Origin of the sequence: Streptomyces sp. NPDC101393 (assembly GCF_044767385.1) — a bacterium.
In the GTDB taxonomy this organism is placed as follows: domain Bacteria; phylum Actinomycetota; class Actinomycetes; order Streptomycetales; family Streptomycetaceae; genus Streptomyces.
On sequence record NZ_JBIWNU010000009.1, the window covers coordinates 496,266 to 518,072 of the forward strand.

The following is a 21,807-nucleotide window of genomic DNA, read 5'->3' on the forward strand; positions in this document are numbered from 1 at the left end:
CCATGCGCACCTTGTGTGCGAGCACCCTGATAGGGGAGTTCTTCGTGATCGGCTTCGCCGGCCTGGTCGCGACGCAGCTCGGTGATCTGTCGGCGGCCACGGTCTGGACCGTCAGCGGGGCGGCGATGCTGCTGAGCGTGCTGCTGTGCGGCATGCTCTCCCGCCCCGGCGGCATCCAGCTCGGCTGGGCGCTGCAGATCGCCCTGATCGCCAGTGGCTTCGTCATTCCGACGATGTTCTTCCTGGGCGCCGTGTTCGCGGCCCTGTGGTGGGCGTCGGTCCATTTCGGCCGCAAGATCGATGAGGCGAAGGCCCGTTGGGCGGAGCAGGCCGAAGCGGCGGATGAGCCGGTGGGGGACCCGGCGTAGGACCCCGGAGGCGGCCCGGCGGGGGGCCTGGCGGCCGGGCCCGGGACGGCCGCTCCGGAGGCCGGGGGCGGGCCCGCGAGAGGCCGTGTCCCCCATGTAGCCTCAGGGCACCCGCTGACCGTCGTTCGTATACAGGGAGTCTTTCGTGAGCCAGCGCACCCTCGTCCTTCTCAAGCCCGACGCCGTTCGCCGCGGTCTGGTCGGCGAGATCATCGGCCGTATCGAGAACAAGGCCGGCTGGACGATCGGCGCACTGGAGCTGCGCAGCCTGGACCGTGAGCTTCTGGAGCAGCACTACGCCGAGCACGTCGGCAAGCCGTTCTACGAGCCGCTGGTGGAATTCATGTCCTCCGGTCCGGTGGTCTCGCTCGTCGTCGAGGGCGAGCGGGTCATCGAGGGTGTGCGTGCGCTGGCGGGTCCGACTGACCCGATTGCCGCACCGAGTGGGTCCATTCGTGGGGACTTCGGCACGATCACCCGAGAGAATCTGATCCACGCCTCGGATTCCGAAGAGTCCGCCGAGCGCGAGATCAAGATTTTCTTTCCGGGCGTTTCCTGACGCTTCATCAGCTCTAAACCCCTCGTGACCAGGGGCGACCGTCAAAATCACCGGTCGCCCTTTGGTGTATGCACCGCGATCGGGGGAACGCATCATCGCGACACGACGTCACCATTGAGGCGGGCGGGTGCGTGTACGCCTGACAATGGCGGAAGTGCCTTACAACGTGTTCGATAGGGCAAGACGACGAACTACGATGGAGGCTTCCGCGCCTCACAGCGCATCACCTCCTGCCGACCTCCAGTAAGCATTCGCTCCAGTTGGGAAGGCCAGACGTATCCTCATGGGGAACAACATGTCGTTCATCGGCCGTGACATGGCTGTCGACCTCGGGACCGCCAACACGCTGGTGTACGTCAGGGGCCGAGGAATCGTTCTCAACGAACCGTCGGTCGTGGCCATCAACACCAACACCGGTGGCATCTTGGCGGTCGGTTCCGAGGCGAAGAAGATGATCGGGCGAACGCCCGGCAACATCGTCGCCGTACGACCCCTGAAGGACGGCGTGATCGCCGACTTCGAGATCACCGAGCGGATGCTCCGCTACTTCATCCTCAAGATCCACAAGCGCCGCTGGATGGCCCGGCCCCGCGTGGTGGTGTGCGTCCCCTCCGGTATCACCGGAGTCGAGCGCCGCGCCGTCATCGAGGCCTCCACCCAGGCCGGTGCGCGCCAGGTCCACATCATCGAGGAGCCGATGGCCGCCGCCATCGGGTCCGGGCTGCCGGTCCACGAGGCCACCGGCAACATGGTCGTGGACATCGGCGGCGGTACGACCGAGGTCGCGGTCATCTCGCTCGGCGGGATCGTCACGGCCCAGTCCATCCGGGTGGCCGGCGACGAGCTGGACAACGCGATCATCCAGCACATCAAGAAGGAGTACAGCCTTCTGCTGGGCGAGCGCACCGCCGAGAGCATCAAGATCACCATCGGTTCGGCGTACGACCTGGAGCAGGACGAGCACACCGAGATCCGCGGTCGCGACCTGGTCTCGGGCCTGCCGAAGACCGTCGTCATCTCGGCCGCCGAGGTCCGCAAGGCCATCGAGGAACCGGTCAACTCCATCGTCGACGCGGTGAAGACGACCCTCGACAAGTGCCCGCCGGAGCTCTCCGGTGACGTCATGGACCGCGGCATCGTGCTCACCGGAGGCGGCGCCCTGCTCCGCGGCCTCGACGAGCGGCTGCGCCGCGAGACCGGAATGCCCATCCATATCGCCGAGGACCCGCTCGACTCCGTCGCGCTCGGTTCCGGCAAGTGTGTCGAGGAGTTCGAGGCGCTCCAGCAGGTCCTCGACTCCCAGCCGCGCAGGTAGCGAGCGCCGGGCCCGCCGTCCTCCAGGCGGGCCCTTGCTCGCGACCCGCCCCGCCGGCACCGTGCGGCGGCCACCAGGGTCGGGCACCATGGCCCTATCGACGGATTCGTCCGGCGGATCGCTGATATACAGACACAACAGCCCCACACCCGCGGTGCACTGACTCTTCACCACCCGGCACCGCCCACAAAAGGCACAACGCTCCATAGAGGCAGAACGCTCAACTCCCGAACGAGACCGGCGAGGGCCCGCAGCCGGCCGGTCCTACGAGGAAGGACACGGCCGCCGCACGTGAGGGACACACGAGAGAGCCGGCTGCTGCTGGTGCTGCTGGTCGCGATCGCGTTCGCGCTGATCACGGTCGATATCCGCGGCGGCGAACAGTCCCCGCTCGACGGTGCCCGGCAAGCCGCCGCATCCGCCTTCGGACCGGTCGAGAGCGGCGTGGCAACCGTCGTCAACCCGGTCGGCAACGCCGTCGGCGCCGTACGCGACTCCGGCGACCGGCACACCCGGATCAGCGCGCTGGAGCACGAGAACGCCGCCCTGAAGGCCAAGCTCGGCTCCTCCGACCGCAACCGCAACCGCGCCGCCGAGCTCGACAAGATCCTCAAGAGCGCCGGCACCGGCCAATACGGCATCAAGGGCGCCGAGGTCATCGCCATCGGCGCCACCCAGGGCTTCTCCTGGACCGTCACCATCGACGCCGGCACCCGCGACGGCATCGCCCGCGACATGACGGTCCTCAACGGCGACGGGCTGGTCGGCCGGGTCACCACCGTCGGCGCCAACACCGCCACCGTGCTGCTGGCCAACGACCCCGACTTCACCGTCGGCACCCGTATGGAGAAGACCAACGAGATCGGCTTCGCCAACGGCCAGGGCGGCCGCTCGCTGCGCGTCCAGCTCCTCAACGGCAAGGCCGCGATCAGCAAGGGCGACCGGCTGGTCACCTTCGGCTCCAGCAAGGACAAGCCGTTCGTGCCGGGCGTCCCGGTGGGCCAGGTCGTCAAGGTCGAACGGTCCAACGGCGCGCTGACCCGCACCGTCCAGGTCCGTCCCTACGTCGCCTTCTCCCAGCTCGACATCGTCGGCGTCGTCGTCCAGCCGCCCCGCGAGGACCCGCGCGACACCGTCCTGCCGCCCAAGCCCGAGAAGCCCAAGCCGGCGCCGACGGTCACCGTCACCGCAACGCCCTCCGCGAGCGCCTCCCCCAGGAGCTGACCCCGATGCGCATCAACCGGATCCTGCTCGCGACCCCGCTGGTGGTCCTGGCCCTGGTCATCCAGGTCAGTATCCTCGCCCGGCTCCAACTCCCCGGTGCCGTACCGGACCTGCTGCTGCTGATCGTCCTGGGCCTCGCGCTGGTCTACGGCCACGTCAGCGGCGCGCTGGTCGGCTTCGGCGCCGGGCTGCTCGCCGACCTCGCCCCGCCCTCCGATCACGCCATCGGCCGCTACGCCCTGGTCCTCTGCGTCATCGGCTACGTCGCCGGACTGACCAAGCCGGACTCCGGCCACCACCGTTCGGCGACCGTCCCCCTGATGGTCGTCATCGGCGCCGCCATCGGCTCGACCCTGCTCTACGCCGGCGTCGGCTCGCTCGTCGGGGACACCGCCGCCCGGCACGTCGGCATCGTCGGGCTGCTGCTCAGCGCCACCCTCTACGACCTGCTGCTCGCCCCCTTCATCGTGCCCCTGGTGATGGCCCTGGCGCGCAGAACCGACAGCGACCCGCTGGCCGGCGAGGGCTCCGGCAGCGCGAGCGGCTCGGCGATCGCCCGGGAGCCGGCGTACGGCTGGCTGACCACCACCAGCAGCGGCTTCAAGTCCAGCCGCAGCAGCATGAAGGCGAGCCGCATCCGCGCGGACAAGGCGGCCGGCATCGGCAGCCAGCGCACCGGACTGCTCGGCAAGACCGCCCGCGGCAAGGCAGCACGCCTCAAGGGGGTCAAGCGGCTGTGAGCGGCGCACCCACCGCGCCGGCGGCGCGGACAACCACCGCACGGCGAGCCCGGGACCGGGCCATCGGAATAACAGTGGGGGCGCTGTGAGCAACCTTCCCGCAACGGGCCGGACCTCCCGGGTCACCGTCCGTCTCATCGCCATCCAGATCCTGGTGTTCTCCCTCCTGCTGACGCTCGGCGGCCGGCTCTGGTACCTGCAGATCCGCAACGGCGAGGAGTTCGCCAACGAGGCGAAGAGCAACCACGTCCAGCAGGTCATCGATCCCGCCACCCGCGGCTCCATCCTCGACGCGCGCGGTGTGCCGCTGGCCGACAACCAGACCCGTCTGGTCGTCTCCGCCAGCCGTACCGAGCTGCTGAAGATGAAGGACGACGGCAAGGGCGTGCTCGGCCGGCTCTCCAAGGTGCTCGGCATGTCCGAGAAGGAGATCCGCAACAAGGTCCGGCTCTGCGACGCCAAGACCCCGCAGCCCTGCTGGAACGGCTCGCCCTACCAGCCGATCCCGATCACGGACGAGGCCACCACCCAGCAGGCCCTCCAGATCCGCGAGCGCTCCGAGGACTTCCCCGGCATCAGCGCGGAGCCCACCGCGGTCCGCCGCTACGCCGCCCCCGGCAAGGCCAACACCGCCCAGGTCCTCGGCTATCTCTCGCCGGTCACCGACGACGAGATCAAGAAGGCCGAGCACACCCGTTCGCCGCTGCTGCGCTCCGACCAGATCGGCCGCTCCGGGCTGGAGCGTACGTACGACAGCGATCTGCGCGGCAAGGCCGGCGTCACCCGATACGAGGTCGACAACCTCGGCCGGGTCATCGGCCAGACCAAGAGCGAGAAGGGCCGGTCCGGCTCCAGCGTCGTCACCAGCATCGACGCCCGCGTGCAGGCGCTGACGGAGCGGGAACTCGACCAGGCGATGAAGACCGCCCGCAAGGAAGTGGACCGGAACACCGGCACCAACTACAAGGCCGACTCGGGTGCCGCCGTCGTCATGGAGGCCAAGACCGGCCGAGTGGTGGCGATGGCCTCCAACCCCGCCTACGACCCCAACGCCTGGGTCGGTGGTATCGACGCCAAGGACTACGCCAACCTCACCGGCAAGAAGTCCAACTACCCGCTGCTGAACCGCGCGATCCAGGGGCAGGCCGCCCCCGGCTCGATCTTCAAGGTCATCTCCACCGCGGCCTCGGTCAACGCGGGCTACGACTTCAACGGCCACTACCCCTGCACCAGCTCGTACAGCATCGGCGGTCAGGTCTTCAAGAACTTCGAGTCCGAGAGCCACGGCGCGATCAGCCTGGGCCGGGCGCTGGAGGTCTCCTGCGACACCGTCTTCTACAAGCTCTCGCACGACGAGTGGAAGAAGGACGGCGGGGACAAGCCGAAGAAGGACGCCCACAACTGGTTCTACAAGACGGCCCACCAGTTCGGGCTGGGCAAGGAGACCGGGGTCGACCTTCCCAACGAGGTCACCGGCCGGGTCCCCGACCGTCAGTGGAAGAAGCAGTTCTGGAACGCCAACAAGACCGACTGGTGCGAGGCCGCGAAGGCCTGGCCGAAGAAGAAGGACTTCAACACCAAGCTCGCCCGTGAGGGCTGCCTCGAAGGCATGAAGCTGCACGCCTACGACTCGATCAACTACGCCATCGGCCAGGGCGACACCCTCGTCACCCCGATCCAGATGGCGACCATCTACTCCGCGATCAGCAACGGCGGCACCCTCTTCAACCCGACCGTCGGCAAGGCGGTCGTCAGCCCCGACGGCAAGGACATCCGGCAGATCAAGCCGTCCTCGCACGGCAGGCTGCCGGTGGGCAAGAAGACCCTCGCCCAGATGGACAGCGCGCTGGCCGGCGTCGCCACCCGCGGCACCGCCGCCTGGCGGTTCGGCGGCTGGCCGCAGGACAAGATCCCGATGCACGCCAAGACCGGCACCGCCGAGGTCTACGGCAAGCAGACCACCTCCTGGTTCGCGACGTACACCAAGGACTACGCGATCCTGATGACGATCGCCCAGGGTGGAACGGGCTCCGGTGCCTCGGGCCCGGCCGTGCGCAACATCTACAACGCCCTGTACGGCGTCAACGAGAAGGGCGACATCGACCCGAAGGCCGCTCTGCTGCCGAAGCCGCAGGACTCGCTCCCCAAGATCGCGAGTGACGGCACGATCGAGTCCCAGCCCATCAAGCCGTTGGCGCCCAAGCCGTCGGCCGAGCCGGCGAGCGAGGAACAGTGACGACCAGCCACACCTCCCGGACGTTCTCCATCCGGCGCTACACCCCCGAACTCAACACCTGGGGGAAGCTCACCGCGCGCGATTCGGTGGTCCGCAAGCTGGACTGGATACTGCTGCTGTCCTGCCTGGCGCTGTCCTGCATGGGCGCGGTGCTGGTCTTCTCGGCCACCCGCAACCGCATCGAGCTCAACCACGACGACCAGTACTTCTTCCTGCTGCACCACCTGCTGAACACCGGCATCGGCCTCGCCCTGGCCGGCGCCACTATCTGGCTGGGCCACCGCACCCTGCGCGGCGCCGTCCCGGTCCTCTACGGCCTCTCCGTCGTGCTCTCGCTGCTGGTGCTGACCCCGCTGGGCGCCACCATCAACGGTTCGCGTTCCTGGCTGGCCATCCCGGGCGGTTTCTCCCTCCAGCCCGCCGAGTTCGCGAAGATCACCATCACGCTCGGTATGGCGATGCTGCTGGCGGCGCGAGTCGACGCCGGCGACCGCCCGCACCCCGACCACCGGACCGTCTTCCAGGCCCTCGGCCTGGCCGCCGTGCCCGTCGGCATCATCCTTCTGATGCCCGACCTCGGCTCGGTGATGGTCCTCGGCGCGATCATCCTCGGCGTCCTGCTCGCCTCCGGCGCCTCCAACCGCTGGGTCCTCGGCCTGCTGGGGACCGGCGTCGTCGGCTGCCTCGCCGTCTGGCAGTTCGGTCTGCTCGACGACTACCAGATCGCCCGGTTCGCCGCCTTCGCCAACCCGAGCCTCGACCCGGCCGGTGTCGGCTACAACACCAACCAGGCGCGTATCGCCATCGGCGGCGGCGGCCTGACCGGCTCGGGTCTCTTCCAGGGGAGCCAGACCACCGGCCAGTTCGTCCCCGAGCAGCAGACCGACTTCATCTTCACCGTCGCGGGCGAGGAACTCGGTTTCCTGGGCGCGGGCCTGATCATCGTGCTGCTCGGCGTCGTCCTGTGGCGCGCCTGCCGTATCGCCCGCGAGACCACCGAGCTCTACGGCACGGTCGTCGCGGCCGGCATCATCGCCTGGTTTTCCTTCCAGGCCTTCGAGAACATCGGCATGACGCTGGGCATCATGCCCGTGACGGGCCTTCCGCTGCCCTTCGTCTCGTACGGCGGCACGTCCATGTTCGCCGTCTGGATCGCGATCGGACTGCTCCAGTCGATCCGGGTGCAACGGCCGGTGTCGGCCTCGCGGTGAGCGGGGGCGGGCAGCGCCCCGCCGGGGTGCGTGCGGCGGGCGAGCCGGCAGGACCGGCTGCGGTCCGCCGCGTCAGCCGCTGACGCCCCTGCCCGCGCTGCCGTCACCGCCGGCGGCGTAGAGCTCGAACCAGAGGGACATCGAGCGGACCGGCCCCTCGGACGGCGTCGTGCCCCAGCGGTCGGCGAGCCGCGTGAGCAGCAGCACGCCCCGGTCCGGCTGCTCGGGGTCCGGCTGCCGGCCGGCCTCCCCGCGCGGCGCCGGGGCGGTGGCCATCCCCTCGTCATGGACGCTGATCCGCAGACCGTGCGCCGCCGTCAGCACGCGGACCAGGATGTCCGTGGTGCCGGCGCCGGCCGGGGCCCGGAGGTGGGAGCGGGTGACCGCCTCCGACGCGAGGAGCACCGCCGTGTCGGCGAGCGGAGCGAGCGGCGTGCGGTGCAGCACGGCGCGTACGAAGTCCCGGGCGACCTTCGGGGCGGTGGGCGCGCTCGGTGCGGCCAGGAGGTACGGGCGGGCGCCGGCCGAGACGCGGAGGGGCGTCGGGGCGACGGCGGCGGTGTGAGGGTGCACGGGAGTCTCCCTCCCCGGAGGGGTCGAGTGAACGCCAGGGCCACCTTGCGTGGGTGGGTGGTGACACACCGTAGGTCACCCCGTGCGGTGCGTGCGACCTTCCCCATGAGCGGCGCGAAGCGTCAGCGCGTGGGCGGTGACGTGCGCCGCGCCCGTGCTCCGTCATGAGCCCGGCGGATCCGTGAGCGGGGCGGTCGGCCGGTCCGGAGGGTGGCCGTCCGTGGGGCAGGTGACTAGGTTCGATGCATGGTGGACACCGTGCGAGAGATCGAGCGGAAGTACGCAGCGGCCGACGAGACGCAGCTGCCGGACCTGACCGGAGTGGCGCGGATCGCTTCCGTGGTGGAGCACGGCGCCGTCGACCTGGACGCGGTCTACTACGACACCGCCGAGCAGCTGCTGGCCGCGGACGGCATCACCCTGCGACGGCGCACCGGCGGCCAGGACGCGGGCTGGCATCTGAAGCTGCCGGTCGCCCCTGGGGTGCGCGACGAGATCCGGGCCGGACTGTCCGACGAGCCGCCCGGGGACCTGACCGCTCTCGTGCGCTCACGGGTGCTGGGCCGCGCCCTCGTCCCCGTCATCCGGCTGCGCACCCGGCGCACGGTCCGGATCCTCCAGGATGCCGCGGGCACCCCGCTCGCGGAGGTCGCGGTGGACGCGGTGCGGGCGCGCCGGGTGTTCCCGGGTGCCTCGGCCGAGGTCGGATGGCACGAGATCGAGGTGGAGCTGACCGGGGAAGGGGCGGGCGGGGGAGAGGGCGCGGGGACGGGGGGACGCGCCGGCGCGGAACTGCTGGATGCCGTCGAGCGGGCGCTGGCCGCCGCCGGGATCCACCCTGCCGGATCGGCGTCGAAGCTGGCCAGGGCGCTCGCCGAGACCGCGCCGGAAGGCCCGCCCGCGCAACAGGACGGCGCCCGCCCGCCCGGCGCGCGTCGCCGCAAGCACGGCACCAAGGCGCCCACCGCCGGCGACGTCGTGCTGCGCTACGTCCGCGCCCAGATGCGGGCGATCATCGAACTGGACCCGGCGGTGCGGCGCGACCTGCCCGATGCCGTGCACCGGATGCGGGTCGCCACCCGTCGGCTGCGCAGCGCGTTCCGCTCGTACACGACGGTGTGGGACCGGGACGTCACCCGGCCCATCGGCTGTGAACTGAAGTGGCTGGCGGGTGAGTTGGGGAAGGAGCGGGATCAGGAGGTGCTGACGGAGCGGCTGCGCGGCGGGCTGGCGGAGCTGCCCGGGACGCTGCAGCTCGGACCGGTGGCCGCCCGGCTGCGGATCTGGTCCCAGCGCAGCCGCCTCGTGGCACGGCAGGAGCTGATGGCCGAGCTGGACGGGGCGCGGTACCTGGCGCTGCTGGAGTCCCTGCACGCCCTCCTGGAGGACCCGCCGCTGTTGAAGGCGGCCGCCCGTCCGGCGCCGGAGGTGCTGGCGAAGGCCGTGCTCAAGGACTACCGGCGGCTGGCCGGCCGGATGGCGACCGCGCTGGACACGCCCGCCGGGCCCGGCCGGGACGAGGCGCTGCACCGTGCCCGCAAGGCGGCCAAGCGGACCCGCTACGCGGCGGAGGCGGCGCGCCCGGCGCTCGGCAAACCGGCGAAGAAGTTCACCAGGCGGACGAAGCGGGTGCAGCAGCTGCTGGGCGACCACCACGACAGCGTCGTGGCGCGCGCGACGCTGCGCGAGCTGGCCCTCCAGGCGCACCGCGCGGGCGAGGGAGGGTTCACCTTCGGCCTGCTCTTCGGGAGGGAGGAGGCGCGGGCGGCACGACACGAGCGGGAACTGCCGGCCCGGTGGAAGAAGGCGTCCCGGCGCAAGCTCCGCAAGGCCCTCCGCCCCTGACCGGATCCCCGGCCGTAAAAGGGAGCGGCCGCGGGCGGTTACGCTTGTGAGTCGCCCCTGTCAGCTCACGAAGGTCACAGATGTCTGTCGATTCGGTCTTCCCACAGCTAGAGGCCCTGCTCCCGCACGTGCAGAAGCCGATCCAGTACGTCGGAGGAGAGCTGAACTCCACCGTCAAGGAGTGGGACGACTGCGACGTCCGCTGGTCACTCATGTACCCGGACGCCTACGAGGTCGGTCTGCCCAACCAGGGCGTCATGATCCTTTATGAGGTGCTCAACGAGCGCGAGGGCGTGCTCGCCGAGCGCACCTACAGCGTCTGGCCGGACCTCGAAGCGCTGATGCGCGAGCACAAGGTGCCCCAGTTCACGGTCGACGCGCACCGCCCCGTCAGCGCCTTCGACGTGCTCGGCGTCTCGTTCTCCACCGAGCTGGGTTACACCAACCTGCTCACCGCCCTGGACCTGTCCGGCATCCCGATCGAGGCCAAGGACCGCACGGAGGACCACCCGCTGATCCTCGCGGGCGGCCACGCGGCCTTCAATCCGGAGCCGATCGCGGACTTCCTGGACTGCGCGGTCGTCGGCGACGGCGAGCAGGCGGTGCTGGAGATCACCGACATCATCCGTGCGTGGAAGAACGAGGGCCGGCCCGGCGGCCGCGACGAGCTGCTGTTCCGCCTCGCCAAGACGGGCAGCGTCTACGTCCCCAAGTTCTACGACGTCGAGTACCTGGCCGACGGGCGGATCTCCCGCGTCGTGCCGAACCGTTCCGGCGTGCCGTGGCGGGTGTCCAAGCACACCGTCATGGACCTCGACGAGTGGCCCTACCCCAAGCAGCCGCTCGTCCCCCTGGCCGAGACCGTCCATGAGCGGATGTCGGTCGAGATCTTCCGTGGCTGCACCCGCGGCTGCCGTTTCTGCCAGGCCGGCATGATCACGCGCCCCGTCAGGGAGCGAAGCATCACCGGCATCGGCGACATGGTGGAGAAGGGGCTGAAGGCCACGGGATTCGAGGAGGTCGGCCTGTTGTCGCTGTCCTCCGCGGACCACACCGAGATCGGCGAGGTCGCGAAGGGGCTCGCCGACCGGTACGAGGAAGACAAGATCGGCCTGTCGCTGCCGTCGACCCGCGTCGACGCCTTCAACATCGATCTTGCCAACGAGCTGACGCGCAACGGCCGTCGCTCGGGACTGACCTTCGCCCCGGAGGGCGGCTCGGAGCGCATCCGCAAGGTCATCAACAAGATGGTCTCCGAAGAGGACCTGATCCGGACCGTCTCCACCGCCTACGGCAACGGCTGGCGGCAGGTGAAGCTCTACTTCATGTGCGGTCTGCCCACCGAGACCGACGAGGACGTCCTGCAGATCGGCGACATGGCGGTCAACGTCATCGCCGAGGGCCGCAAGGTCTCCGGGCAGAACGACATCCGCTGCACCGTCTCCATCGGCGGCTTCGTCCCCAAGCCGCACACGCCGTTCCAGTGGGCGCCGCAGCTCTCCGCCGAGGAGACCGACGCCCGGCTGACGAAGCTGCGCGACAAGATCCGCGGCGACAAGAAGTACGGCCGCTCCATCGGCTTCCGCTACCACGACGGCAAGCCCGGCATCGTCGAAGGGCTGCTCTCCCGCGGCGACCGCCGCATCGGCTCGGTCATCCGCGCCGTCTACGAGGGCGGCGGCCGTTTCGACGGCTGGCGCGAGCACTTCTCGTACGACCGCTGGATGAAGGCCGCCGAGGAGACCCTGCCCGCCTTCGGTGTCGACGTCGCCTGGTACACCACCCGTGAGCGCACGTACGAAGAGGTGCTGCCCTGGGACCACCTGGACTCCGGCCTCGACAAGGACTGGCTCTGGGAGGACTGGCAGGACTCGCTCGACGAGACCGAGGTCGAGGACTGCCGCTGGACCCCGTGCTTCGACTGCGGCGTCTGCCCGCAGATGGACACCGAGATCCAGATCGGCCCCACCGGCAAGAAGCTGCTGCCGCTGTCGGTCGTCAAGTAGCGCCGCTCGTCAGCCGCTTCGGCCCGGTCACCGTATTTTGGTGGCCGGGCCGAAGCGTGTCCGGCCACACTGGGGCGATGCCTCAGCTCATCGCACCCACCGTCCGCGTACAGACCTCCTTCCTCCAGGCCATGGCGGAATTCCAGGCGGAGGGCAGGGGCGCCGACGAGGACGGCTCGGCGGTCGGGCGGGAGATCCGGAAGTACGCCGACCGGTGGCACGACCCGGCCGTCTTCGCCGAATACACCGCCTGGCTGCGGTCCATGACCGACGAGGAGGTCTTCGGGCCGCTCGGCTACGTCCCCTGCGACAACCTCTGGTACGTCGAGGGCGACACCTACCTCGGCCGGCTGGGCCTGCGCCACCGGCTCAACGACTTCCTGTACGAGTACGGCGGCCACATCGGCTACGACGTGCGCCCCACCGCCCGCCGCCGCGGTCACGCCACCGCGATGCTGCGCGCCGCCCTCCTGTACGCGCACCGGGAGGTGGGTATCGATCCGGTGCTGGTCACCTGTGATGACACCAACACCGCCTCGCGTAGGGTCATCGAGGCCTGTGGCGGGGTCTTCGAGGACCAGCGGGAAGTGAAGCTGCGGTACTGGATCCACGCGGCCGCGGGCAGCGAAGCACTAGGGGGCGCAGCACATGGAGCCGTCGGACCGTGAGCCGGGGCGGGCCGAAGCCGTACCCCTCGACAAGAGAGTTCCGGGGCAGGCCCGGCACGCACCGGTGCGGTACGAGCCCGGTGAGGGCTGTCTGACGACCGCGGTCCGGCTCCCGGTGCGGATCGTGGTGCTGGTCCTCGTGGTGCCGGTACGGCTGGTGTGGGACGCGATGGTCGTCTGCGCCAAGGCCGTGGACCGGACGGTGCTGCGCCCCTTCGGCCGCGGCCTGGCCTGGCTGGGGCGCACGCTCGTCGTCACACCCCTCGCGTGGGCCTGGCGCACACTCGTCGTCGCCCCGGTCGTCTGGACCCACCGCCAGATCCTGACGCCGGTGGGGCGCGGGATCGTGTGGTGGGCGCGTGGTGTCGGTGTGGGGTTGGTGTGGTGCGGCCGGGCGTTGTTCGTGTGGCCGTGGGTGGGGCTGTGGCGGTTCGTGGTGGTGCCGGTGGCGCGCGGGATCGGGGCCGCGGCGGCGTGGCTGTGGCGGTATCTCGTGGTGGCGCCGGTGCGGTGGATGTACCGGCGGATCCTGGTGCCGGTGGCGTGCGGAATCGGGGCCGCGGCGGCCTGGCTGTGGCGGTATCTGGTCGTGGCGCCGGTGCGGTGGCTGTACGGGTACGTGCTGACGCCCGTGGGGCGGGGGGTCGCGTGGTGGGCGCGTGGTGTCGGTGTGGGGCTGGTGTGGTGCGGCCGGGCGTTGTTCGTGTGGCCGTGGGTGGGGCTGTGGCGGTTCGTGGTGGTGCCGGTGGCGCGCGGGATCGGCGCCGCGGCGGTCTGGCTGTGGCGGTATCTGGTCGTGGCGCCGGTGCGGTGGCTGTACGGGTACGTGCTGACGCCCGTGGGGCGCGGCATCGCGTGGCTGGTGCGTGGCACCGGTGCGGTCCTCGCCGCGCTCGTCCGGTGGATCCTCGTCGTACCGGCGGCGGCGCTGTGGCGGTACGTGCTGGTGCCGGTCGCACGGGCGCTGGTCGCCGTGGTGACCGTGCTCGTCCGGGAGGTCGGTGACGCGCTCGGCCACTGCTGGCGCGCGGCCGGCTTCGTCTCCCGCGCCATCGGCAGATTCCTCGGCACGCTGCTGCGCCTGATTCTCGTGGAGCCGTGCCGCTGGACGTTCCGCCATGTGCTGACCCCGCTCGGGCACGGCCTGCGGGACGGCATCTGGCGGCCGGTGCGCACCGCCGTACGGGCGGCGGGCCGGGCCACCGCACAGGCGCTGGCCGCCGCACGCGAGAGTGCGCGGCAGACCCGCAGGGAGATCCGGCGCGCGCTGTTCGGCGCCCCGCGGGAGCCGGAGCGGGCCTCTGTGGGGGCGCCCCGCCGGGAACCGGACACGCCCGAGGCACGTACTCTAGGTAGCAGTACGACCGCACTCACGAAGGACTGAGAGACACTGGGCAAGCGACAGCCCGAAGGCCCGCCGCCCGCACCGGCGGTGCAGCGCATCCGACTGCGCTACACCAAGCGCGGCCGCCTCCGGTTCACCAGCCACCGCGACTTCCAGCGCGCTTTCGAGCGGGCGCTGCGCCGCGCCGAGGTCCCCATGGCCTACTCCGCGGGCTTCAGCCCGCACCCGAAGGTGTCGTACGCCAACGCCGCCCCGACGGGCACGGGCAGCGAGGCCGAGTATCTGGAGATCCAGCTCGCCAAGCACCGCGACCCGCAGACGCTGCGCGCCCTGCTGGACGAGTCGCTGCCGACGGGGCTCGATGTGATCGACGCCGTCGAGGCGCACACCACCGGTCTCGCCGACCGGCTGCAGGCCTCGGTGTGGGAGATCCGGCTCGAGGGCGTCGAGGCCGAGGCGGCCCAGCGGGCCGTCGAGGCGTTCCTCGCCGCCGAAGAAGTGCAGGTGGAACGCCGTACCAAAAACGGCATGCGGGCCTTCGACGCACGGGCGGCGGTGGCGCGTCTGGAGGCCACCGAGCGCGAGGGCGATAGGCCCGACGGCAAAGCCTGTGCGATACTGCGGCTGGTTGTTCGGCATCTGACACCTGCCGTTCGACCCGACGACGTCCTGTCCGGCCTCCGAGCTACGGCCGACCTGGCGCCGCCGGTCCCCGCTGCGGTGACCAGGCTGGCGCAGGGGCTGCTCGATGAGGAGACCGGCGCGGTGACTGACCCGCTAGCGCCCGACCGCGACGCTGCCACGGCCGCCCCACCCACGGCCGCCGGGCTGAGTGCCGCGAAGGCGCCGAGTGGGTCCTCCCCGGCAGTTTCCGGGGAAGGTACTGCGTAGGACCGCCGTCGTCGCGTCGCCGAGCAGCCAGGGAGCCACCCCGGTCCGGCAGCGCACTGACCAGGAGACTTTCGCCGGTCCCCGACCTACGGAACCGGCGAGCGAGACGACAGCTCCCGTGCGGCGCTTACGCCCCCGGACAGCGGAACCGCGCACATCACGCGGACCGCGACCGGAATCAGGCGCGGCGCCCGGGAGCGTGACGGGAGAACCGCCCGCATGCTCGAACCAATTGAGCCCACCGAATCCACGCAGTCCGCGGACCGTGGTGCCGACGACAACCACTCACCCAGCGACACGCTGCCGCCGCGCCGAAGGCGCCGCGCGGCATCCCGGCCGGCCGGCCCGCCGGCGGCCGGCAGCGCCGCTGCCGCCGCGGTGGTGAGCAGCGAGACCGCTGCCGCGCCCGCGCCGCAGCAGGCCGCCGCCGAGGAGAACAACGCCTCCACGGTCACCACCGGCGACGACGCCAAGCCCGCCCGTACCCGCCGCCGCGCGACCCGTAAGGTCACCGCTCCGGCCGGTTCCCCGCAGGCGGGGGACGCGGAGCAGGCCGAGGCCCCGGCTGCCGCGCCCGCTCCGGCCGTAGTGGAGGAGACCGCAGCCTCTTCCGCTGACACGGAGAACTCCGGCGACGACGCCAAGCCCGCCCGTGGCCGCCGCCGCGCCACCCGCAAGGTCACCGCTCCCGCGGGGACCCCGCAGGCGAGCGACGCCGAGCCGGTGGTCGTCGAGGCGTCCGCGCCCGCCGCGCAGCCCGCCCCGGCCGCTGCCGAGCCCGCCCCGGCCGCCGCCCAGGACGACGACGCCCGGCCCGCCCGTGGCCGCCGCCGCGCCACCCGTAAGGTCACCGCCCCGGCCGGCGCCCCGCAGAGCGCCGCCGAGGAGACCGCCGCATCCGAGCCCGCCGAGAGCGCCGCCCCGGCCGCTCCGGTCGCCGAGGAGCAGGCCCCCGCCGAGGACGCGGCTCCGGCCCGCTCGCGCCGCCGTGCCGGCCGCAAGGCGACCTCCGCCGCCGGTGCGCCGCCGGCTGCCGAGGAAGCCGCCGAGGCACCCGCTGCCGCCGCCCCTGCCGCCGAGGCCGAGCCCGAGGGCCCCAAGCGCCGGGCACGCCGCCGTGGTGAGCGCGCCGCCGAGCCCGTGGCCGAGGCACCCCGTGCCGAGGAGCGCGCGCCGGAGGCGCCGGCCCGTGGCCGCCGCCGGTCGCAGCGTCCCCCGACCGCCGTCTTCCAGGCGCCGGTCTTCACCGAGCCGATGTTCCAGACCCCGGAGAGCGCGGCCGCTGCCGCCGCTGCCGCGGCCCGTGAGAACACCCCCGTCGAGGCCGAGCCGGAGCAGGTCCAGGAGGAGCAGCCCGCGGCGGTGACGCCCCGCAGGCGCCGCCGTCGTGGCGCCCCGGCCGAGCCCGAGCCGGTGGCCGCGGCGCCGGTCGAGGAGCCGGAGACGGACGAGGCCGACGAGCCCGAGGACGACACCGAGCAGGGCGACAACGCACCCGGCGACGACGAGTCGGGCGACCGTCCCTCGCGCCGGCGCCGCCGTGGCGGCCGTCGCCGCCGCCGCGGTGACTCCGCCGACGGCTCGGACGACCAGCCCGCCGAGGGCCGGTCCGGCGCGCGGCGCGACGACGCCGGCGCCGACGAGGAGCCCGAGGAGAGCGACGAGCGCTCCTCCGACCAGCAGGACCAGCGGGACCAGCAGGAGGAAGACGACCACAACGGCGGCTCCAGCAGCAGTCGTCGGCGTCGGCGCCGCCGCCGTCGCAGCGGTGACTCCGGTGACGCCGACTCCTCCGGCGCCAACAACGGCGACGACCCGGAGCGCACGGTCGTCAAGGTCCGTGAGCCGCGCAAGAAGGAAGAGCGCGAGCCCGGCACCGGCTTCGACGAGGTGCAGTCCATCAAGGGCTCGACCCGTATGGAGGCGAAGAAGCAGCGCCGCCGCGAGGGCCGCGAGCAGGGCCGCCGCCGGGTGCCGATCATCACCGAGGCGGAGTTCCTGGCGCGCCGTGAGGCCGTCGAGCGGGTGATGGTCGTCCGCCAGAGCGGCGAGCGCACCCAGATCGGTGTTCTTGAGGACAACGTGCTCGTCGAGCACTTCGTCAACAAGGAGCAGGCGACGTCGTACGTCGGCAACGTCTACCTCGGCAAGGTGCAGAACGTCCTGCCGTCGATGGAGGCCGCCTTCGTCGACATCGGCAAGGGCCGCAACGCCGTGCTGTACGCCGGCGAGGTCAACTTCGAGGCGCTGGGCATGGCCAACGGCCCGCGGCGCATCGAGACCGCGCTGAAGTCCGGCCAGTCGGTGCTCGTCCAGGTCACCAAGGACCCGATCGGCCACAAGGGCGCCCGGCTCACCAGCCAGGTCTCGCTCCCCGGCCGCTACCTCGTCTACGTGCCCGAGGGCTCGATGACCGGTATCAGCCGCAAGCTCCCGGACACCGAGCGGTCGCGGCTGAAGCAGATCCTCAAGAAGATCGTCCCCGAGGACGCGGGCGTCATCGTCCGTACCGCGGCGGAGGGTGCGAGCGAGGACGAGCTGGCGCGTGACGTCCAGCGGCTCCAGGCGCAGTGGGAAGAGATCCAGAAGAAGGCGAAGAGCGGCGGCAGCTCCAACGCGCCGACGCTGCTCTACGGCGAGCCGGACATGACCGTCCGGGTCGTCCGCGACATCTTCAACGAGGACTTCTCCAAGGTCATCGTGAGCGGCGACGACGCCTGGGAGACCATCCACGGCTACGTCGCGCATGTCGCGCCGGACCTCACCGACCGTCTGCAGAAGTGGACTTCGGACGTCGATGTCTTCGCGACGTACCGCATCGACGAGCAGCTGATGAAGGCGCTGGACCGCAAGGTCTGGCTGCCCAGCGGCGGTTCGCTGGTGATCGACAAGACCGAAGCGATGATCGTGATCGACGTCAACACCGGGAAGTTCACCGGTCAGGGCGGCAATCTCGAAGAGACGGTCACCAGGAACAACCTGGAGGCGGCCGAGGAGATCGTGCGTCAGCTGCGGCTGCGCGACCTCGGCGGCATCGTCGTCATCGACTTCATCGACATGGTGCTGGAGTCCAACCGCGACCTGGTGCTGCGGCGGATGCTGGAGTGCCTGGGCCGGGACCGTACGAAGCACCAGGTCGCCGAGGTCACCTCGCTGGGCCTGGTGCAGATGACCCGTAAGCGGGTCGGCCAGGGCCTGCTGGAGTCCTTCTCCGAGTCCTGCGTGCACTGCAACGGCCGCGGCGTCATCGTCCACATGGACCAGCCGACGGTGGCCGGTGGCGGCGGCAAGCGGAAGAAGAAGGGCAAGGAAGGCAAGGCGGCCAACGGCGCTCAGCACGACCACGACCACCAGCACGAGGTCGAGGCCGCCGCTGACGAGAGCGCGCCGGAGCTGGAGCCCGCCCCGGTGACGGAGGCCGAGCTGCAGCCCGCGGTGGACACCTCCGACGACTGGTTCAGCAGCCCGGCCGAGGCCGAGGCCGCGGCAGGACGCCGTGGACGCCGGCGGGCGAGCCGGAAGGTGTCCGCCCCGGCGGGCGCCCCGAAGGCCGCCGAGGAAGCCGCGGCGATCGTGGTGCCGGCCGAGCCCGCGCAGGCGCCCGAGCCCCAGGCCGCTCCGGAGCCGGTCGCCGAGGCGCCGGCCGCGGAGCCCGCGCCGGCCCGTCCGCGCCGCCGTGCGACCCGTAAGGCGACCGCTCCGGCGGGCTCGCCGCAGGGGTCCGAGGAAGCCGCGACGATCGTCACGGTGACCGAGCAGGCGGCGCCCGTCGCCGAGCCGGCCGCCGAGGCGCCGGAGCCAGCCGAGGGTGCCGACGGTGCCGAGGCGGAGCCCGCCAAGAAGACGGCCAAGAAGGCGACCCGTAAGACGGCCGCCAAGAAGACCGCGACGAAGACGGCGGCCACGGCCAAGAAGACGGCGGCGAAGAAGACCACCGCCACGAAGAAGACGGCGGCCAAGAAGACCACCACCGCCACGAAGAAGACCGCCGCGAAGAAGACCACGACGAAGAAGGCGGCGACGAAGAAGACCGCCGCCGCCGAGCAGCAGCCGCTGCCGTCGGTGTCGGCTTCGACGGAGGACTGAGCACCGCCCGGCAGCCGCCGGAGCAGCGCAGCAGTCCAGCAGTGCAGCCGTGCCCGGGCCGTCGGCGGACGCTTTTCTCCACAGCGTCCGTCAGCGGCCCGGGGCCGGTTTGACCCCCTGGTCAAGGCCCCGTAACCTTGACCGTCGGTGTCTGTGTGACGCCAAACCCCTGAGCAAACACCTCTCGGTCCGCCGAGGGAGGCCGCTCGTCCACTCGGATTTCGCAGGTGTTGCATCGCCTGTGTGAGCGGCTGGCATCAGAGGACCCGTTTCTAGCGAAAGAGAGTTCCGCGTGTACGCGATCGTGCGCACCGGCGGACGCCAGCAGAAGGTTGCTGTTGGCGACGTCATCGAGGTTGACCGCATTTCCACGACGAAGGTCGGCGACACCGTCGAGCTCTCGACGCTGCTGGTCGTTGACGGCGACGCCGTCACCAGCGACCCGTGGGTGCTGGCCGGCGTGAAGGTCCAGACCGAGGTCGTGGACCACCACAAGGGCGACAAGATCCGGATCCAGAAGTACAAGAACAAGACCGGTTACAAGAAGCGCATCGGCCACCGCCAGCTCCACACGGCGCTGAAGATCACCGGCATCGACGCTCCGGCGAAGTAAGGGACTGACGAGACATGGCACACAAGAAGGGCGCATCGTCCACTCGGAACGGTCGCGACTCCAATGCTCAGCGGCTCGGCGTGAAGCGCTTCGGCGGTCAGGCCGTCCTCGCCGGTGAGATCCTGGTCCGCCAGCGCGGCACCCACTTCCACCCGGGCACGGGCGTCGGCCGCGGCGGCGACGACACCCTGTTCGCCCTGGCTGCGGGCGCGGTGCAGTTCGGCACCCACCGTGGCCGCAAGGTCGTGAACATCGTTCCGGTCGCTGAGTAATTCAGCTCCGTTCGATAGCGCAGCAATAGCGTCACTCCGAGGGCGGACCGTGTTTTCCCGTGAGAGCGGGAAGGCCGGTCCGCCCTCGGCGTGTTAGTACAGAGACATTCCCGTAGTTATCTGGAGGACCCCACCATGACCACCTTCGTGGACCGCGTCGAGCTGCACGTCGCCGCGGGTAACGGAGGCCACGGCGTGGCCTCCGTGATGCGGGAGAAATTCAAGCCGCTGGGCGGCCCGGACGGTGGCAACGGCGGCCGTGGCGGAGACGTGACCCTGGTCGTCGACCAGGACGTCACCACCCTTCTCGACTACCACCACCACCCGCACCGCAAGGCCACCAACGGCCAGCCCGGCGCGGGCGACAACCGTTCCGGCAAGAACGGCCAGGACCTGGTCCTGCCCGTCCCGGACGGCACCGTCGTGCTGGACCGCCAGGGCAATGTGCTCGCCGACCTCGTCGGCCAGGGCACCACCTTCGTCGCGGGCCAGGGCGGCCGCGGCGGCCTCGGCAACGCCGCGCTGGCCTCCGCCCGTCGCAAGGCTCCCGGCTTCGCGCTGCTCGGCGAGCCCGGCGAGGCGCGGGACATCGTCCTGGAGCTGAAGACCGTCGCGGACATCGCGCTGGTGGGCTTCCCGAGCGCGGGCAAGTCCTCGCTGATCTCCGTTCTCTCGGCCGCCAAGCCGAAGATCGCCGACTACCCCTTCACGACGCTGGTGCCCAACCTCGGTGTGGTGACGGCCGGTTCGACCGTCTACACCATCGCGGACGTGCCCGGTCTGATCCCGGGCGCGAGCCAGGGCAAGGGCCTGGGGCTGGAGTTCCTGCGGCACGTCGAGCGCTGTGAGCTGCTCGTGCACGTCCTGGACACCGCGACTCTGGAGTCGGACCGCGACCCGGTCTCCGACCTCGACATGATCGAGGCGGAGCTGTCGCAGTACGGCGGCCTGGAAGACCGTCCCCGGGTGGTCGTCCTCAACAAGATCGACGTGCCGGACGGCAAGGACCTCGCCGACATGATCCGCCCCGACCTGGAGGAGCGCGGCTACCGCGTCTTCGAGGTCTCGGCCGTCGCCCACATCGGCCTGAAGGAGCTGTCCTTCGCGCTGGCGGACATCGTCGCCAAGGCCCGCGCCGCCAAGCCGGTGCAGGAGGCCACCCGCATCGTGATCCGGCCGAAGGCCGTGGACGACACGGGCTTCACGGTCACTCCCGAGGGCGAGAACTTCTTCCGGGTGCGCGGCGAGAAGCCCGAACGCTGGGTCAACCAGACCGACTTCAGCAACGACGAGGCCGTCGGCTACCTCGCGGACCGGCTCAACCGCCTCGGCGTGGAGGACGCACTGCGCAAGGCCGGCGCACACGCCGGCGACGGCATCGCGATCGGCCACGAGGACAACGCCGTGGTCTTCGACTGGGAGCCGCTGATGGCGGCCGGTGCGGAGATGCTCGGCCGTCGTGGCGAGGACCACCGCCTGGAGGCGCCCCGTCCGGCCGCTCAGCGCCGCAAGGACCGTGACCTGGAGCGGGACGAGGCCGACGACGAGTACGAGGGCTTCAAGCCCTTCTAGAGCCGCGCAGAGCCCATGCACACGGGGAAGGCCCCGGGAGGAATCCTCCCGGGGCCTTCCCCGTGTGCGTAAGGGTCGCTGCGGGCCCGCAGACGCCCGGCTGCGGGCTAGACGGCGGCAGCTTCGTCCGGAGCGCCGTGCGCGTCGAGATCGGCCGTCTCCGCGGCCTCCAGGTCCTCCTGCGAGCGCTGGCCGGGGATGCCGGTGAGGCGGGTTTCCATCCGGGTGCGGCGTTCGTCGGCTTTGGCGCACAGGTCGAGTGCGGCCTGGTTGAAGCGGACGG

The 21,807-nt window shown here is 71.2% G+C and carries 17 protein-coding genes; 16 read left to right on the forward strand and 1 reads right to left on the reverse strand.

Translation table 11 applies throughout. The annotated features are described in order from the left end of the window. Nucleotides 1–2 precede the first annotated feature (2 nt). The 7 genes from ACIRQ7_RS29225 (at nt 3) to rodA (ending at nt 7,653) form a co-directional block, all read left to right on the forward strand. Nucleotides 3–368: a DUF4233 domain-containing protein gene (locus tag ACIRQ7_RS29225; RefSeq protein ID WP_401470279.1), complete on the forward strand. Its 366-nt coding sequence runs from the start codon at nt 3–5 to the stop codon at nt 366–368. 145 nt (nt 369–513) lie between these two features. Next, nucleotides 514–927, forward strand: coding sequence for a nucleoside-diphosphate kinase (gene ndk / locus ACIRQ7_RS29230; protein WP_401470282.1), 414 nt, complete (start codon nt 514–516; stop codon nt 925–927). Nucleotides 928–1,222: 295 nt separating this feature from the next. Then, the gene (locus ACIRQ7_RS29235) at nt 1,223–2,242 is read left to right on the forward strand and encodes a rod shape-determining protein (protein ID WP_401470376.1); all 1,020 of its coding nucleotides are present in this window, start codon (nt 1,223–1,225) and stop codon (nt 2,240–2,242) included. A 291-nt stretch (nt 2,243–2,533) separates the two neighbouring features. Further along, nucleotides 2,534–3,466, forward strand: coding sequence for a rod shape-determining protein MreC (gene mreC / locus ACIRQ7_RS29240; protein ID WP_401470285.1), 933 nt, complete (start codon nt 2,534–2,536; stop codon nt 3,464–3,466). Nucleotides 3,467–3,471: 5 nt separating this feature from the next. Then, the gene (gene mreD, locus ACIRQ7_RS29245; RefSeq protein WP_401470288.1) at nt 3,472–4,206 is read left to right on the forward strand and encodes a rod shape-determining protein MreD; all 735 of its coding nucleotides are present in this window, start codon (nt 3,472–3,474) and stop codon (nt 4,204–4,206) included. Nucleotides 4,207–4,291: 85 nt separating this feature from the next. After that, complete coding sequence (gene mrdA / locus ACIRQ7_RS29250) at nt 4,292–6,442, forward strand: penicillin-binding protein 2 (protein ID WP_404265610.1); 2,151 nt, start codon at nt 4,292–4,294, stop codon at nt 6,440–6,442. Continuing rightward, complete coding sequence (gene rodA, locus ACIRQ7_RS29255; RefSeq protein WP_404265611.1) at nt 6,439–7,653, forward strand: rod shape-determining protein RodA; 1,215 nt, start codon at nt 6,439–6,441, stop codon at nt 7,651–7,653. Before mrdA ends, rodA begins: the two co-directional genes overlap by 4 nt. A 72-nt stretch (nt 7,654–7,725) precedes the next feature. On the opposite strand, the gene ACIRQ7_RS29260 is transcribed toward rodA, so the two are convergent. After that, the gene (locus ACIRQ7_RS29260) at nt 7,726–8,226 is read right to left on the reverse strand and encodes an ATP-binding protein (RefSeq protein ID WP_404265612.1); all 501 of its coding nucleotides are present in this window, start codon (nt 8,224–8,226) and stop codon (nt 7,726–7,728) included. A gap of 246 nt (nt 8,227–8,472) precedes the next feature. Between ACIRQ7_RS29260 and ACIRQ7_RS29265 the strand changes: the two genes are divergently transcribed. From ACIRQ7_RS29265 to obgE, 9 genes are all read left to right on the forward strand, one after another. Further along, complete coding sequence (locus ACIRQ7_RS29265) at nt 8,473–10,071, forward strand: CHAD domain-containing protein (RefSeq protein WP_404265613.1); 1,599 nt, start codon at nt 8,473–8,475, stop codon at nt 10,069–10,071. An 80-nt stretch (nt 10,072–10,151) separates the two neighbouring features. After that, nucleotides 10,152–12,077 (forward strand): TIGR03960 family B12-binding radical SAM protein, encoded by a 1,926-nt coding sequence (locus ACIRQ7_RS29270; protein WP_401470303.1) that lies wholly within the window; start codon nt 10,152–10,154, stop codon nt 12,075–12,077. 77 nt (nt 12,078–12,154) lie between these two features. Continuing rightward, nucleotides 12,155–12,745 carry a GNAT family N-acetyltransferase gene (locus tag ACIRQ7_RS29275; RefSeq protein ID WP_404265614.1) on the forward strand — a complete coding sequence of 197 codons (591 nt, stop codon included), beginning with the start codon at nt 12,155–12,157 and terminating at the stop codon, nt 12,743–12,745. Then, complete coding sequence (locus ACIRQ7_RS29280) at nt 12,726–14,129, forward strand: hypothetical protein (protein WP_404265615.1); 1,404 nt, start codon at nt 12,726–12,728, stop codon at nt 14,127–14,129. Before ACIRQ7_RS29275 ends, ACIRQ7_RS29280 begins: the two co-directional genes overlap by 20 nt. A 48-nt stretch (nt 14,130–14,177) precedes the next feature. After that, the gene (locus tag ACIRQ7_RS29285) at nt 14,178–14,981 is read left to right on the forward strand and encodes a TIGR03936 family radical SAM-associated protein (RefSeq protein ID WP_401470312.1); all 804 of its coding nucleotides are present in this window, start codon (nt 14,178–14,180) and stop codon (nt 14,979–14,981) included. A 219-nt stretch (nt 14,982–15,200) separates the two neighbouring features. Beyond that, a complete protein-coding gene (locus ACIRQ7_RS29290) occupies nt 15,201–19,067 on the forward strand; it encodes an Rne/Rng family ribonuclease (protein ID WP_404265616.1) in 3,867 nt (1,288 codons plus the stop codon). Between the two features lie 292 nt (nt 19,068–19,359). Next, nucleotides 19,360–19,680 (forward strand): 50S ribosomal protein L21, encoded by a 321-nt coding sequence (rplU, locus tag ACIRQ7_RS29295; RefSeq protein ID WP_398559477.1) that lies wholly within the window; start codon nt 19,360–19,362, stop codon nt 19,678–19,680. Between the two features lie 14 nt (nt 19,681–19,694). Next, nucleotides 19,695–19,952 (forward strand): 50S ribosomal protein L27, encoded by a 258-nt coding sequence (gene rpmA / locus ACIRQ7_RS29300; RefSeq protein ID WP_018088248.1) that lies wholly within the window; start codon nt 19,695–19,697, stop codon nt 19,950–19,952. A gap of 135 nt (nt 19,953–20,087) precedes the next feature. Next, nucleotides 20,088–21,524 carry a GTPase ObgE gene (gene obgE / locus ACIRQ7_RS29305; RefSeq protein WP_401470322.1) on the forward strand — a complete coding sequence of 479 codons (1,437 nt, stop codon included), beginning with the start codon at nt 20,088–20,090 and terminating at the stop codon, nt 21,522–21,524. Nucleotides 21,525–21,807 lie beyond the last annotated feature (283 nt).